The organism is Bacillus sp. GW823-FHT06B01, assembly GCF_058952315.1.
Genome location: NZ_JBXAHR010000002.1, coordinates 70,883 through 85,108 on the forward strand (window position 1 = coordinate 70,883; position 14,226 = coordinate 85,108).

Annotated in this window: 16 protein-coding genes and 1 riboswitch; of the genes, 12 read left to right on the forward strand and 4 right to left on the reverse strand. The window is 34.6% G+C overall.

The features are described from left to right. The first annotated feature begins 92 nt into the window (after positions 1–92). From AC1Q8N_RS07255 to AC1Q8N_RS07270, 4 genes are all read left to right on the forward strand, one after another. Positions 93–581 (forward strand): LPXTG cell wall anchor domain-containing protein, encoded by a 489-nt coding sequence (locus AC1Q8N_RS07255; protein WP_048541079.1) that lies wholly within the window; start codon positions 93–95, stop codon positions 579–581. An 89-nt stretch (positions 582–670) separates the two neighbouring features. Next, positions 671–1,291, forward strand: a complete 621-nt coding sequence (gene srtD, locus AC1Q8N_RS07260) for a class D sortase, LPxTATN-specific (RefSeq protein WP_098076035.1) — start codon at positions 671–673, stop codon at positions 1,289–1,291. A gap of 39 nt (positions 1,292–1,330) precedes the next feature. Further along, entirely contained in the window at positions 1,331–2,020 is a 690-nt protein-coding gene (locus AC1Q8N_RS07265) for a response regulator transcription factor (RefSeq protein ID WP_000041861.1), read from the forward strand. Then, positions 2,017–3,870 (forward strand): sensor histidine kinase, encoded by a 1,854-nt coding sequence (locus tag AC1Q8N_RS07270; protein WP_098076033.1) that lies wholly within the window; start codon positions 2,017–2,019, stop codon positions 3,868–3,870. Before AC1Q8N_RS07265 ends, AC1Q8N_RS07270 begins: the two co-directional genes overlap by 4 nt. A 204-nt stretch (positions 3,871–4,074) precedes the next feature. Here the strand turns inward: AC1Q8N_RS07270 and AC1Q8N_RS07275 are convergent, their stop codons facing one another. Next, positions 4,075–4,749, reverse strand: coding sequence for an energy-coupled thiamine transporter ThiT (locus tag AC1Q8N_RS07275; protein WP_098076031.1), 675 nt, complete (start codon positions 4,747–4,749; stop codon positions 4,075–4,077). An 86-nt stretch (positions 4,750–4,835) separates the two neighbouring features. After that, positions 4,836–4,937: riboswitch (TPP riboswitch) on the reverse strand. Between the two features lie 194 nt (positions 4,938–5,131). Here AC1Q8N_RS07275 and AC1Q8N_RS07280 point away from each other — a divergent pair. Genes AC1Q8N_RS07280 through AC1Q8N_RS07290 form a run of 3 tightly spaced genes read left to right on the forward strand, consistent with a single transcriptional unit; the run spans position 5,132 to position 7,528 of the window. After that, complete coding sequence (locus tag AC1Q8N_RS07280; RefSeq protein WP_000060518.1) at positions 5,132–5,359, forward strand: FeoA family protein; 228 nt, start codon at positions 5,132–5,134, stop codon at positions 5,357–5,359. Then, positions 5,356–7,344, forward strand: a complete 1,989-nt coding sequence (gene feoB / locus AC1Q8N_RS07285) for a ferrous iron transport protein B (RefSeq protein WP_098847787.1) — start codon at positions 5,356–5,358, stop codon at positions 7,342–7,344. The genes AC1Q8N_RS07280 and feoB overlap by 4 nt, the downstream gene beginning before the upstream one ends. A gap of 16 nt (positions 7,345–7,360) precedes the next feature. Continuing rightward, the gene (locus AC1Q8N_RS07290; protein ID WP_000989599.1) at positions 7,361–7,528 is read left to right on the forward strand and encodes a FeoB-associated Cys-rich membrane protein; all 168 of its coding nucleotides are present in this window, start codon (positions 7,361–7,363) and stop codon (positions 7,526–7,528) included. Positions 7,529–7,563: 35 nt separating this feature from the next. Here AC1Q8N_RS07290 and AC1Q8N_RS07295 read toward each other — a convergent pair whose 3' ends face one another. Further along, the gene (locus AC1Q8N_RS07295) at positions 7,564–8,142 is read right to left on the reverse strand and encodes a lipoprotein BA_5634 family protein (protein WP_098076029.1); all 579 of its coding nucleotides are present in this window, start codon (positions 8,140–8,142) and stop codon (positions 7,564–7,566) included. A gap of 402 nt (positions 8,143–8,544) precedes the next feature. Here AC1Q8N_RS07295 and AC1Q8N_RS07300 point away from each other — a divergent pair, with 402 nt between their 5' ends. The 5 genes from AC1Q8N_RS07300 (at position 8,545) to AC1Q8N_RS07320 (ending at position 11,367) form a co-directional block, all read left to right on the forward strand. After that, the gene (locus AC1Q8N_RS07300; RefSeq protein WP_000110287.1) at positions 8,545–9,210 is read left to right on the forward strand and encodes a PspA/IM30 family protein; all 666 of its coding nucleotides are present in this window, start codon (positions 8,545–8,547) and stop codon (positions 9,208–9,210) included. 79 nt (positions 9,211–9,289) lie between these two features. Continuing rightward, on the forward strand, positions 9,290–9,694 hold the full coding sequence (locus AC1Q8N_RS07305; protein ID WP_000220323.1) for a DUF350 domain-containing protein: 405 nt from the start codon (positions 9,290–9,292) through the stop codon (positions 9,692–9,694). Between the two features lie 21 nt (positions 9,695–9,715). Continuing rightward, positions 9,716–10,222 (forward strand): DUF4178 domain-containing protein, encoded by a 507-nt coding sequence (locus AC1Q8N_RS07310; protein ID WP_000051749.1) that lies wholly within the window; start codon positions 9,716–9,718, stop codon positions 10,220–10,222. 12 nt (positions 10,223–10,234) lie between these two features. Then, positions 10,235–11,050, forward strand: a complete 816-nt coding sequence (locus AC1Q8N_RS07315) for a DUF4247 domain-containing protein (protein WP_493521147.1) — start codon at positions 10,235–10,237, stop codon at positions 11,048–11,050. Between the two features lie 98 nt (positions 11,051–11,148). Continuing rightward, entirely contained in the window at positions 11,149–11,367 is a 219-nt protein-coding gene (locus tag AC1Q8N_RS07320) for a hypothetical protein (protein WP_087984897.1), read from the forward strand. 95 nt (positions 11,368–11,462) lie between these two features. Here the strand turns inward: AC1Q8N_RS07320 and AC1Q8N_RS07325 are convergent, their stop codons facing one another. Further along, positions 11,463–12,335, reverse strand: a complete 873-nt coding sequence (locus AC1Q8N_RS07325) for a YitT family protein (protein ID WP_000411242.1) — start codon at positions 12,333–12,335, stop codon at positions 11,463–11,465. Positions 12,336–12,522: 187 nt separating this feature from the next. Beyond that, a complete protein-coding gene (locus AC1Q8N_RS07330; protein ID WP_098642335.1) occupies positions 12,523–13,560 on the reverse strand; it encodes a YdcF family protein in 1,038 nt (345 codons plus the stop codon). Positions 13,561–14,226: the final 666 nt, after the last annotated feature.

Below are 14,226 nucleotides of genomic sequence, written 5' to 3' on the forward strand. Positions count from 1 at the left end.
TTTCATCTGCATCTTATATTTATATCTCTTGTTTATTCTAGTGATACATCCGATGCGAGTTGATGTGAATAAAATATAAGGAGAGAATGAAGATGAAAAAGAGACTATTACCAATTTGTGCAATGGCACTTTTAACAGTAGGATATTCTTCAGTAGCGAGTGCGGATACTGGAACAGTAACAAAGGAAGAACAGGCGCAACTGCAGCAAGATAAAGCGAAAAAAGAAGCAGTGATTAAAGAACAGCAAAAAAGTGAAGAAGAGAAAAAGAGAATAGCGCAAGAGCAGTTGAAAAACGATAAGGCGAAAAAAGAAGCATTGATTAAGGAACAGCAAAAAAGTGAAGAAGAGAAAAAGAGAATAGCACAAGAACAGTTGAAAAATGATATGGCAAAAAAAGAAGCAGCACAAGTACAACAAAAAAATGGTGCGGTAAAAAAAGAAGTAGCGAAGCCAGCTGTACAAGGTGAAAAATTACCAAACACAGCATCTAATAATGTAGCAATGATGGCACTAAGCGCGTGTCTTGTAGGGATAGGGACATTATTTGGCTTGAAACGTCGCAATAAAGTTAAGGCGTAAATAAAATATTGTCCTATAAAGAATGGAATAATTTCATATATTAAAAATGGTAGGTTATTCCTACCATTTTTGGCATGGAGGGATGAAACATGAAGTTACTCAATTATATCGGTATCATATTGATGGCTATAGGACTATTTATGGGATCATATTATGCTATGGAATGGTATAAAGGAAAAAGCTCTGCTCAGCAACTAACGAAGGAAGAAATAAAGAGTCTTAACAATATACAACATGATCAACTTTTACATGAAACCCCCGTAACTTCTCAAGTGCCTTCTTCTCAAACAGAGCATAAAGAAGGAGAAAAGGTAGCGATGTTAAATATACCGAAAATAAAGAAGAAGTTTTCTGTATATTGGGGAGCGGATGATGCAACGCTGAAAAAAGGGGTTGGAATGTTCGTTAGTGATGTAACGACAACGCCATCTGGAGGGGGCCATACTGTACTAAGTGGGCACCGGGATACTGTCTTTACAGATTTAGGAGAGTTAAAAGAAAAAGACACTCTTGTTTTAGAGTATGATAATAAAACGTACACATATGAAATTCAAAAGACGTGGATTACCCATGCGGATGATCGCACTGTTATTATAAAAAAAGAAGAACCGATATTAACACTGACGACTTGCTATCCATTTGATTATATAGGGGATGCACCAGATAGATATATTATCGAGGCGAAGTTAACAGCTAGTTATTCAAAATGAAGTGATAGTTTCTGAAAACGGAAGGGGGATACACAAGTTATGTCAAAAAACATTTTAATTGTGGAAGATGAAGATATTTTGCGTGAAATTTTAAAAGATTATTTTTTGAGCGAGCAATATGTAGTGTTTGAAGCAAGAGATGGGAAAGAAGCTTTAGTTGTATTTGAGGAAGAAGAGGTTGATTTAGTTATTTTAGATATTATGTTGCCAGAACTTGATGGATGGTCTGTTTGCCGAAGAATTCGTAAAACATCTGAGGTTCCTATTATTATGCTGACGGCACGTGTAGATGAAGATGATACGTTACTTGGATTTGAACTTGGGGCGGATGACTATGTGACGAAGCCGTATAGCCCACCAATTTTATTAGCAAGAGCGAACCGATTATTAGAAAGTAGAAAAGCATCGAAGAAACCTTTAGAGAACGAAGATGATACTTTATCGATTCATGGCATCCACGTCCATTTTCCGTCACGTACTGTTACTGTTGATGAGGCAGATGTTAGTTTAACGCATACGGAGTTTGAAATATTAGTGTATTTCATGAAAAACCAAGGAATTGTACTAACAAGGGAACAATTAATTTCAAGAATTTGGGGATATGAATTTGCTGGTGATGATCGAACGGTTAATAGTCATATTCGTAATTTAAGAAATAAATTAGGAGAGAAAGCAAAGTGCATTACAACTGTAGTACGAACAGGTTATAAATTTGAGGGAAATGTATGAGAAAAGGGATTGTACTAAAATTATTTACCCTCACAACAGCATTATGCATGTTAATTTTAGCGACGATATTTATTGGACAAACGATATTTTTTAAACAATATTATGCGAATCGAAAAGTAGAAGATATTAAAGTGAATTTAAATTCTTTTGAGAAGAATTATTTGAATTATGCAGGAAGTGCAGAAGGAATTCAGAAGCTGGAGCAAGATTTTTTAAGAGAAAATAATACGTGGATTACAACGTTAGATCAGAATGGGAATTTAAAACATGCGGATGATTTTTATTTTGAAGTAACAATAAATCGTATGCAACAAAAGAGCTTTGGACAACAAATATTCAAGATTCCCTTAGGTAATCTCGTCAATATAGAGGAGATTGATAATAAATCATCAGAGCAGTTTTTAGGACAAGAAATTTATTTTTCTGGAGTGAGAAAAGAAGATAGTTTTATTCCATTCTCTTTTTCTTTATCTAAGCAGAATTTAAGCGGATCTAATAAACCGTTAGAAAAAGCATTTAATGAGAAAATGAGTAAATTATATGAGGAGAAAAAGAAAGCAGTCGGGGAACAAGTTGTTAAGGAGAAGAGGCCGGCCGTTCAGGAGCAAGTTGCCCAAGAACCAGATTTTTACATAGGAGGACGTGTTACAAAAGTACAGTTACCAGATGTAAACGGTCCTGTGAATCCAATTTATAAAAATAGCATATTTTTAGATAATATTAAGGTTTTTCAAACTGATTTATTATTAAAAGAAAGCAATAAAATACGATATACAACACAAACAATGGATTATGAAAAGAATGATATAAAATATAAATTATTAATTAAGCCAATAAAAGAAAAAGACGGATCAGTAGCATATATATATGCAATGGCTTCTTTACAGCCTGTAGATGAAGCAGTACAAATGGTGCAAGATTACTACATTTACATCATTGCATTTGTAGTCGTTCTCATTTTTCTAGCTTCGTTTTATTATTCAAAACAAATTGCAAAGCCGTTATTAAAAATAAATGATACCACGAAGAAAATAGCGCATTTAGATTTCACCGAAAAAATTCCGATTACTTCAAAAGATGAAATTGGTGATTTATCGAATAATATTAATGTACTATCTAATAAACTTCATTCGCATATTGGACAGCTAGAACAAGATATTGAAAAGGAAAGAAAGTTAGAAAATACGCGGAAAGAATTTATTTCTGGTGTGTCGCATGAATTGAAAACACCGCTGAGTATTATGAAAAGTTGTATTTCTATTTTAAAAGATGGAGTAGCTGAACATAAAAAAGAGTACTATTTTCAGGCGATGGAACGAGAAGTAGATAAAATGGATACTTTAATTTTGGATATGCTTGAGTTAGCTAAATTTGAGTCAGGTACATATAAAATGAAAAAGGATTTATTTTATATTGATTCAGTAATTGAAGATATATGTGAATACCTTTCTGTGGAGATAGAGAAAAAAGAACTTCGTGTGCATAAAAATATATGTTCAGTTGAAGTGATGGCAAATCAAAGTCGGATTGAACAAGTAATCGTGAACTTCATTACGAATGCCATACGTTATACACCAAATAAAGAGGATATTATTATTTCCACAATAGATGAGCAGGATCGTATAAAAGTGTGTATTGAAAATAAAGGTACTCACATTGAAGAAGAACAATTAGATAAAATTTGGGATCGTTTTTATCGTGTGGATGCAGCTCGTCAGCGTTCACAAGGTGGAACGGGTCTTGGGCTAGCTATTTCTAAAAATATTTTAGAACTACACGATGCTGAATATGGGGTGAAGAATACAGAAGACGGTGTATTATTTTACTTCTACTTACCAAAAAAAGCGTAGATGGTACATGCTACGCTTTTTTAATTTATTTTCATATTATCTTTACCTAATCTTTATTTTTAAGCGATATAATCTGGTTAGAAAATGAGGTTATGTAAGGAGTCGATGAACCGTGCATAGCAAGTGGCTAAGTATAATGGTATTTATTTTCTTTTGTGCATTTATTGTATTTTTAATTGATATTACGATATGAAAAAAGAGCGCTTATGAAGCGCTCTTTTTGTTTGAATTTATTTGATAAGCATTGATGCTTTTGAATAAACGTGGTGAAGTGATAAATAAAAAGATAAGTAAAACGGTACATAGAATATAGGAACCAATCATTGTGCTACCGTTAAATATTAAAGAATATAGAACTGCTGATTGGCCTTTCGGTGCATATTGTCCCCAGAAAATAATACCGGCAATAAAGTGACAGAAGTAGCGAGCAAAGCTACCAACAAATGTAGCAACAATAATGTAACCAATAACTTTCTTTCCTTCGTTTTGTTTTTGTGAAGGTTTGTCTTTACGGCTACTTAAATTGGATTGTTCTAAGCTATTTACATTGGATGTTAAAAGTGCTTTTTGAATTGGTCGATAGAATAAACCAGCAAATCCAATGAATGCGAAAGCAACGAAGTATTCAATTAGTACTTGAATTGGTGTGACGATAATGGCATCGCCTACGACAATTTGTAATAATCCCCAAATTAAGCCTCCTAAGAAAGCCATTTTGAAGCCCCAGCGATATGCGATAATAAAAATAGGAATCATAGCGAATGAGATGGAACCACCTGTTGCTGATATTTTGATTGAAAGTGGTAAAATGTCGATGACCAGGGCGAAGGCTGCAAGAATTGCAGATTCGATCATCGCTTGTAAATTGGTGTTACGCATGTTGTCTCCCCCTAAATCCAAGTTGTACAAAAAAGAATAGATATCATAGGAGGATACGAAATACGTAAATAAAAAAGAGGTATGTATTTCGGACGTTTGCACAATCCCTGCGTTAGCATTAACTAACAGGTTCGAAGGGTCGGAACGAAGTGTTCCCTCTCAGCGGCATGGCTCCCCCAGTGATAACGAGATTCTTTATTTGCTATTGTTTATTGTAAGCGAAATGGATGAGAATGGCAAACGAATACAGTATGACAATGATTGAAATAGAATTGTAGCGAAATATTAATAAATATGAAGCAAAAGGGTATAGTACAAGAGAAATAGAGTGTGCTATAATTTTTTTGAAAATAATTATCATTCTCTTCTGAGGGGGAAGGTTATGAGCTTAGTAGATATTAAAATCGGTGAGAAAGTGTTAGTAAAAAGCGTTCAGTCTTTAGATCATTTACTAAAGAGAAGATTGGCTGCTTTCGGTCTTTCTGAAGGAAGCGAACTTCGCATGAAGCAGAAAGCGATGTTCAAAGGTCCTTGTACATTGGAGTGTCGTGGACAGTTAATTAGTATTCGTCATTGTGACGCGAAAATGATAAAGGTGGAATTAGCGTGAATAAGGTAGCTTTGCTAGGGAATCCGAATACAGGGAAGACATCATTATTTAATGCACTTACTGGTTCTTATGAATACGTAGGAAACTGGAGCGGTGTAACAGTAGAAAAGAAGGTTGGTAAATTAAAAGATAAGCAAGGGACATTAATTGATTTACCAGGTGTTTATGATTTGAATCCAGTTTCGCGTGATGAAGGTGTCGTTACAAATTTTCTACTAACAGACGAATTTCATCATATGTTAAATATAGTGGATTCTTCGCAATTCGAGAGAAATATGCATTTAACGTTGCAATTACTTGAGTTTGGAAAGCCGGTTTCAATCGGATTAAATATGGTCGATGTGGCAAAGCAACGAGGCATTGTAATTAATGTAAAACGATTATCAGAGTTATTAGGTGTAACAGTCGTTCCTGTCGTTGCAAGAAGCGGAAAAGGTTGTGAAGAACTACTTGCGACTCTTAAAGAAAATGAAAAAAACGAGAAAAAGCCATTCGTAATTTCATATGGTGTACAGATGGATGAAGGAATTGGACAGGTAATTTCTCTTTTAGAGAAAGCGAATTACAAGCATCCAAGATGGTTAGCTCTTCAATTTTTAAGTAATAACGAAGTAGTAGAAAAAGAAATGAAAGCATTACCAATTTATAAGGAACTTGCAGCCATTCGATCTCGCTTAGAAGGAAAACTTGATTGTACGTTGGAGGAGCACATTTACAAAACTCGTGAAGCGTATATTGAAAAGTTAAAAACAAATGTTATGCGGCATGAGAAAGAAGGAAAAATTCCTTTTTCGGAAAAAATTGATAGATTAATTACACATAAAATTTTAGGACTTCCAATCTTTTTAGCAGTTATGTTTTTTATTTTTCAGGTTACGTTTACGTGGATTGGTACACCTTTATCCGATATGTTAGATGAGTTTTTTGGTGGCCAGCTTACGGATTGGGTGACGGCTGGACTTACAAGTATTGGAGCTTCTCATTTTATTCAAGCACTCGTTACAGAAGGTATTATTGCCGGTGTTGGTGCTGTATTAGTATTCGTTCCACAAATCTTTGCACTATTCTTTTTCATTTCATTATTAGAAGATTCAGGGTATATGGCGCGAATTGCAGTTGTTATGGATAGAATTATGGAGTTCTTCGGTTTAAACGGAAAAGCGTTCATTCCGATGATTATCGGTTTTGGATGTAATGTTCCAGGTATTATGGCAGCGAGAACGATTGAACAAGAAAAAGAACGTTTACTTACAGTTCTTGTAACACCGTTTATGTCTTGTTCGGCACGTTTACCTGTATATGCATTATTTGCGGGAGTATTCTTCCCTCAAAGTCAGGCAACTGTTGTGTTTTCTTTATATGTTGCAGGTATTGTTCTTGCGTTATTAGTTACAAAAATTATGTCTCTTACCATTTTAAAAGCGGAAAAATCTATTTTCGTTATTGAACTACCTCCTTACCGTGTACCACAAGCGAAAACGTTATGGTTAAGTACGTGGGAGAAAGGGAAAGGATTTGTTCGTAAAGCAGGTACATTTATCTTCGGTGGTTCTGTTGTCATTTGGTTATTAAACTACGCAGGTCCATCAGGATTTGGTGTTGACATGGGAGACAGTTACTTAGCGATGATTGGTGGATTTATCGCACCACTATTTGCACCACTTGGATTTGGAACGTGGCAAGCTGCGGCATCCCTTTTAACAGGATTTTTAGCAAAAGAAGTTGTCGTTTCTACAATGGCAATTATTTATGCGGTGAAAGAAGATGTGCTAGGAAATGTAATGGGAGCGCATTATACGGCGCTATCAGCATATGCATTTATGTTCTTTATTTTATTATATGTTCCGTGTTTAGCGACAGTAGCCGTTATTAAACGTGAAACAGGATCAGCGAAGTGGACGATTTTCTCTGTCGTATATCCACTCGTTGTTGCTTATGTATTAACGCTTATTATATACCAAGTTGGATCCTTACTCGGATTCTAGAAGGAGATGTATTAGGGTGATGGTCAATATTATAATTGGAGCTATCATTTTTGGTTATGCAGCATATACGTTAGTGAATTTTGTAAAGAGAAGTAAAAAGGGAAAATGCGCAGCATGTTCTTTAAATAAGTCATGTCAGTCGCAAACTTGTAGTCCGGATATGGAGCAAGTTGCTCATAAATAGAAAAAAGCTTTGCGAATTCGCAAAGCTTTTTTGTTTTACTTTTTAATTTTTACAAGTTGAGAAGCTTCTACGCCGTTGTAGCCAGGGAATTCTTTACTTGGGTCTTTATCGAATTTTAATACCCCAACAGATTTTTCATCACCTTTTATATTGCTGTAAGTTGCGTCATCAACAATTGCATACATATCTGTATATGCACGGCCACTTCCGATAATTGTATTGCCTTCGTATTTTAATTTTGCACCATCAAGTGTAGCATTTTCTACTTTTTCTTTAGCAAATAATACACCTTGCTCTGCTGTTATAGCTGGCAATTTATCAAGTGGTTTCGTGTCGTCTTTTTCATCAACTTTGCTAAGTAACTCTTTCTTCACCAGTTCTTCACCAGTTTTCTTATCCATAACAAGAACTTTTTTACCTTCTAATGTAGTCATTTTCATTTTATAGAAGTCTTTTTCTTTCACTTCTTTTTTGTTTTTATCTGTAATTTGTTGAACTTGTTCTTCTGATCCGTACAGTACAAAACCGTTTGCTTTCTCTCCTAATAAAGAACAACCTGATAATGCTCCAAGTGAAATTGCTGCCGCTAATCCGATTCCTACTAATTTTTTCATGATGATTTCTCCTTTTATATGTTTTATAGTCAATACATTTTTGTATTAGTTCCGAAATGATGAGAAGCTTGTTTGTTGCTTCTAGTATTAGTGTATAAGAAATATTGCAACGTAACTATCGAGTTAGCTTACAGTAACATTACACTTATGTAATTTAGTGAAAGTGCACAAAAGTAAGTTAATTTTAAAGAGAAATAATGAGGATATATTAGAAATACAATATTGTATCAAGAATGTCATATTATATTGGCTGTATTTTGGAAATAACATGTAAGGACATATTAGTTTTGTTATAATAAACACGTAGGCTGTAAAAATGAATATTCTTTACTGTTAAGGGAGATTTTTCAGTTTTCCAAGTAGTGAATTTGAAATATGAGGTAAGTCATAGGAGGAATTAGAATGTCTGTATTTAAACGATTACGAGATTTAACAATGTCGAATGTATATTCATTAATTGAAAAAGCGGAAGATCCAGTTAAGATGACGGATCAATATTTACGCGATATGCAAGCGGATGTACAAGAAGCTGAGAAAAGTGTAGCAGCTCAAATTGCACTTGAGAAGAAATTCAAAATATTATTTGAAGAGCAAGAAGCACTTGTGAAAAAACGTGAAGAGCAAGCTCATATGGCTGTTCAAGCAAGCAATCTTGACCTTGCGCGTCGTGCTCTTGAAGAAAAACAAAATGCAGAGCAAAAGATGAATGAATATAAAGCAAGCTATGAGCAAAATAAAGCTGCTGCTGATAATCTTCGCCTGAAGCTAGAAGAAATGCGTAAGCAATTAACAGAGCTGAAAAATAAACGTGAAACACTTGTAGCACGTGTAAATGCGGCGAAAGCACAAAAGAATATTAATCAGGCGATGTCTGGATTTGATTCAAACTCAGCAAAAGCTGGCTTAAGCCGTATGGAAGAGAAAGCTCTTCAATTAGAGGCTGAAGCAGAAGCAAGTGGCGAAGTTTATAAAAAAGAAAAGTCATTAGATGATGAATTCGCAAGCTTAAATAAAAATTCTGCTGTTGACGATGAATTAGCTCGTATTATGAAGCAGTATGAGAAATAATATAGAATAGACAAAGAAACCGACATGTCTGAAGAGAATTCATGTCGGTTTTCTATTACTTTTTAGAGGAGGTTTTGCAATGACATGGACAAATGTGTTAGCCATGCTTGTATGGACTGGAGCAAGTGCAGTACTTTTATTTGCAATTATGTGGGTTGATTCAATTTTTACTAAATACAATGATTTAAAAGAGATAAAGAATGGGAATACAGCTGTAACAACTCGTTTCGTTATGAAATTATTCGCGCAAGGGTACATTTTATCTCAATCCATAACGAAAGCAAACGACTTATGGCAAGCACTACTTGCATCAGCAGTTTCTTTCGTTATTTTATTAGTGGTAGAAATGTTTATCGAATTTGTGTTAAAGAAAATGTCCGGTTTAGATTTAGAAGAAGGTACGAAAGAAGGCAGTGTTGCGCATGCGATGTTGGCCGGATCATTACATATAGTTGGTGCACTTATTTTAGGTGCTTGTTTATAAAGAGAGAAGGAGGGGTAAATCATGAGTTTATTTAAACGAATTAAAAATATAATGAAGAGCCCAGAACCGCCGAAACCGGAGAAGAGTTTGTTAACGTTAGCTCCTGGCGATATGATTGAAGTTTCATTAGTCATGTACGAATTAACTGGAAAAACGAGTATGCATTCTCGTAAAGAAATTGTTTTAACACTGCAAGACGGGAAAGATATTCGTTATTTAAAAATTGAAGACCGTGAAAATACGTATTACAAATTATATACACCAATTGATGGTCGTTTAGATTCGATTGATGAAATTCCGACAACAATTGAAATGGATGATACGGAGTACCATATGGAAGAGCAATATAACGGACGTGTTGTTGTGATGGGAAAAACACCATTCTCTGCTTCAGAAGAACAGCACGTATGGGAATTCCAATCAGATAATCGAAAATTATTACGTATTGAATGGCAAAATGGTCGCACAATGATGTATGAGGGAGAAGCAATTATTCCTGCTGATGTACAAATTATAAGAGCAACGTAAGGGGGCGTAATCATGTCAAACCGATTGTTTACCATGATTAAATCGTTCGTAATCCCTATACTTGCTATCGTTCTATTACTTGTTGTTGCTGGATATGCCTTATCAGGTTGTCAAGGCGGACAGACAAAGTCGATTCAAGACCGTTATCCACTAGAATCTGTCGCAAAAGAAGGTAAACAAGAATCTTACGTGTATAGGGCCGCCAATCGGTCAGTTCCTGAAGTCGCAAAGGAACTCATTAATGAAAGAGAACCGAAGCAAGCATCTAAAGAAGACGAAAATCAAATGTTCCTCGTTTATTCTGATAAGATTTATAACCTGCAAAAGGATAAAGAGAAACCTTCTGATACGTTAATTGAAATAAGTAATAAAGAATTTGTCCGTCAAAATTATCAACCATCCTTCCTGCAAGGATATATTATGGGAAGTATTTTAAACGATATATTCGGTTCACGAAAATCATCATACGGTGATTATCGCGGATATAATGACAGACAAAATCATAAACCGGTTATTCCAGAGAGACCGCCTACGAAAGAAGAAAAGAAAACCCCGCCTCCAATTACGAAGGAAGGGGAAGGATCTATCATTAAGCGAGGCGATAATGTAGATTCGAAACCTTCCGTAGGAGATACAGGAAGTATTACGAAAAAAGGAAGTAGTACGCCTCCGCCTTCTACTGGAAGCAAAGGAAAAATTACAAAAACACCAGGTGGCTCGAGCGGATCAGATGTGAAGCCGAAATCATCTATTAAAACGCCGCCAAGGAATACATCTCCTCCGAAAACGAGGGTCGGTGGTTCAGGAAAAATTACGAAGAGAAGATAGTTATAGAGACCGGAAAGTAGCATGTGCTTTTCGGTCTTTTTATTATGGGAATTAATTCCTTTTAGCTGGTGCAATTAAGTTATAAGGGGGAGATTAGTATGACTATATATAAAAGGTTTAGTTTGATTATGTTCCTCGTCTTATTCCTCAGTTTGCTTATTAGCACAACGATGAAATTTCACTTTGTAGTAGGTATTCTATGGATACTATGTACATGTACTCTTTTTCTATATGTTCCGCTGCGCTTTCAACATGAAGTGCCTGCCTTTCAAAAATATGTAGCATGGATTAAGAGAGGAAGAAGATGGGGAGAGTAAAATTATATCAGCGATTATTAGAATATATCGACCGCAACTTAATAATAAGAAGAGGGTGTGCCAAATTGTTGGCACACCCTCTTTATTCATAATGATTAATGAATATCACGTTTCTTAAAGTTACCGCCTTTTACTTCTGCTACGTCATAAACTGTAATAAAGGCATTTGGATCGATTTCATTAATCAAGTCTTTCATTTTACTTTCTTCTAAACGGTTAATTACACAAGAAATTTCTTTGAATTTCTCTCTTGAATAACCACCATAGACTTCATTGTATGTTGCGCTTCGGCCTAAACGATCGCGAATTGTTTCTACCATTAATTCAGGTTCTTTCGTAATGATTTTAAATGTTTTCGAACCACTTAAACCAACTTCAACGATATGAATCACTTTAGAAGCGATAAAGTAAGCAATTGCCGAAAGGATAGCTCCTTGAAGACCGAATACTGTTGATACGAAAATAAATACGAACATGTTTAAGAATAAAATAAGGTCACTTGTTCCAAAAGGTAACTTACGAGAAAGTAATACAGCTAGCATATCGATTCCATCTAATGCGCCGCCGTTACGTAATGCTAGTCCCATACCGAAACCGATAATAATACCACCAACAACTGTAACGAGTAGTGTATCGCCTTCAATAATAGTAGGTATTCCGTGCATAACAACGGTACCTATTGCTAATGAAGCAATCCCGATAATAGAATAAATTGCAAAGCTTTTACCTATTTGTTTATATCCTAACCAAACGAAAGGAATGTTAATAACTGCGATTAGAGCTCCTAATGGCAATCCAAATAATCTTGAACTAACGATACTTAAACCAGTCACACCACCGTCTGATACGTTATTTGGAATTAATACCGCTTCTAATCCGTATGCTGTGATAAATGCCCCAATAATAATCATCAAAGCTTTTGAAGCGATTTTTAGCTTATTGGGCTTGTTTTTGATAATTTTCTCCATGTAATTTCCTCGTTTCAAACTAGTTTCTTATTTGTTACGTAATTCACACCTAAATTTCATTTTAACATTTAATTTGAAAAATTTCTCCTTTAATGGATGTATGCAGGGAATATTATCACCATATTATCTTTAAAATATTTTTGAAATGAGTATAAGAAATCCCATCCTTTCAAAGGATGGGAGGTTATTAAGAAATGATAAAACTAAGCACGGATAGGAATAAAGAAAATCCTAAAATAGCTCCGCAAACTTTCATATGACGTTTACGTCCCATCACAACGATTGCGACATACTCACGAATCATTGCATTAGGCCAGTAATAAAATGCAGTTTTTGATCCGATTCCTTGGCTATTAAGCCCCGCTTGTCTTGCATATATACCAGCGCGGAAAAGATGGAAATTATTCGTTGTAAAAATACTTCTATACTTACCTTCAGGTTTTAAAGACTCCATAATTTCTTTAGAGAACGACATATTTTGATATGTGTTTACAGAGCGATTTTCTTGCACTGTATGTTCAAGCGGAATACCTTTTTCAACAGCGTACTTTTGCATCGCTTCCGCTTCTGGAAGACCTTCATCTGGACCTTGTCCACCAGAGAAAATGATTGTTGGTGGTGTATTCACAGCGGCTTGTTTCCAGTAAAAGTCGATTGCTTTATTAATACGACTTGCAAGTAAAGGTGGTACTTTATCATTAATTAAGCCACTACCAAGAACGATGATGAAATCTTGATTACGTCTTGGTCTGTTGAATTGGTATAGAAAATAAGCACTTAAAAAGTTAGATAAGTGTATAAAGAAATATACGGTTATAAGGGAAATACCTGCAAAAATAGGCTCTAAATGTGATGAGACCAAACTTGCTGGATTTATGATAGGAAGTAACATAAAGAATAATATCCCTAAAGCAGCAAGGAGTGTTAAACAGTTAGTGAAACGTCGTCCTTCTCGCTTCATTAAAATTCTAGCATTAAGAAATAACCCAAACATTAAGGCAATAATACCGAAAGGAAGCATAATGAGAAGTGCTAAAATGGGTAAAATTATAATATAGCGTAAGACATCACTACTTGAATTCACAGATATAATTACACAAAAAAGAAGGAAAAAACAGATAAAGGTATTAAATAAAAAGCCGTTTATTATTTTTCGTGGATCTTTTAAATAGGAGATAAGAAAAATAATAAACAATATAAGAGGAATAATTCCGAAATACAGCATAAATATAGTACACCTCGACTTGTATAAGAATTTGACATACCTTTTATATTACATGATTTTATAAGTGAAAATGAAAGAAAAAGGATTTTGAATTTTCTCAATAAAATGTATGGATACATATGTTAAAATGTATGTAAGGCGATATATTAAAAGTAAAATGGTTGAAAAGGCACTCTATGGAGTGTCTTTTCTTTTTTTCATGTAATTATGCATATTATATTTATTTTCAAGTGAAGAGGATTAAAATATAAGTGATAGGCAGACTATATAAAGCAGAATTTCTTACAAACATTTCCCTCTACTTTTTGTATCTAACAATCGTATAACAATAAATAATTCTGTTTTATAGCGTCTGTTTATGAAAGGTGCCCTCTTTGAAGGCACCTTTTTATTGTTTCATGTAGATACTTTTCACTGTTGATATAGTGGAAAGTATCTATACTAAACATTAGCAATCTTCCGTATAAACATTATCAATTTACTATATATTCCAGTGGTGTTAACCTACATATGAAAGGCTTTCTTTTTCAAAATATTACCCCTAATAAATTTTTGAAGAAGTCAACTGTCTCCAAAATTGCCATTCATGCTTAGCAAAAAAGAATCCAATTGGATTCTTTTTTGTGTTCGACATAATGTGACAAAAATATATTTAATTAATTTATT

What these genes read in the sequence shown, in the direction of transcription:
- AC1Q8N_RS07255 (WP_048541079.1), top strand. Translation starts at nt 93, where the DNA reads ATGAAAAAGAGACTATTACCAATTTGTGCAATGGCACTTTTAACAGTA.
- srtD (WP_098076035.1), top strand. Translation starts at nt 671, where the DNA reads ATGAAGTTACTCAATTATATCGGTATCATATTGATGGCTATAGGACTA.
- AC1Q8N_RS07265 (WP_000041861.1), top strand. Translation starts at nt 1,331, where the DNA reads ATGTCAAAAAACATTTTAATTGTGGAAGATGAAGATATTTTGCGTGAA.
- AC1Q8N_RS07270 (WP_098076033.1), top strand. Translation starts at nt 2,017, where the DNA reads ATGAGAAAAGGGATTGTACTAAAATTATTTACCCTCACAACAGCATTA.
- AC1Q8N_RS07275 (WP_098076031.1), bottom strand. Translation starts at nt 4,749, where the DNA reads ATGCGTAACACCAATTTACAAGCGATGATCGAATCTGCAATTCTTGCA.
- AC1Q8N_RS07280 (WP_000060518.1), top strand. Translation starts at nt 5,132, where the DNA reads ATGAGCTTAGTAGATATTAAAATCGGTGAGAAAGTGTTAGTAAAAAGC.
- AC1Q8N_RS07295 (WP_098076029.1), bottom strand. Translation starts at nt 8,142, where the DNA reads ATGAAAAAATTAGTAGGAATCGGATTAGCGGCAGCAATTTCACTTGGA.
- AC1Q8N_RS07300 (WP_000110287.1), top strand. Translation starts at nt 8,545, where the DNA reads ATGTCTGTATTTAAACGATTACGAGATTTAACAATGTCGAATGTATAT.
- AC1Q8N_RS07305 (WP_000220323.1), top strand. Translation starts at nt 9,290, where the DNA reads ATGACATGGACAAATGTGTTAGCCATGCTTGTATGGACTGGAGCAAGT.
- AC1Q8N_RS07310 (WP_000051749.1), top strand. Translation starts at nt 9,716, where the DNA reads ATGAGTTTATTTAAACGAATTAAAAATATAATGAAGAGCCCAGAACCG.
- AC1Q8N_RS07315 (WP_493521147.1), top strand. Translation starts at nt 10,235, where the DNA reads ATGTCAAACCGATTGTTTACCATGATTAAATCGTTCGTAATCCCTATA.
- AC1Q8N_RS07320 (WP_087984897.1), top strand. Translation starts at nt 11,149, where the DNA reads ATGACTATATATAAAAGGTTTAGTTTGATTATGTTCCTCGTCTTATTC.
- AC1Q8N_RS07325 (WP_000411242.1), bottom strand. Translation starts at nt 12,335, where the DNA reads ATGGAGAAAATTATCAAAAACAAGCCCAATAAGCTAAAAATCGCTTCA.
- AC1Q8N_RS07330 (WP_098642335.1), bottom strand. Translation starts at nt 13,560, where the DNA reads ATGCTGTATTTCGGAATTATTCCTCTTATATTGTTTATTATTTTTCTT.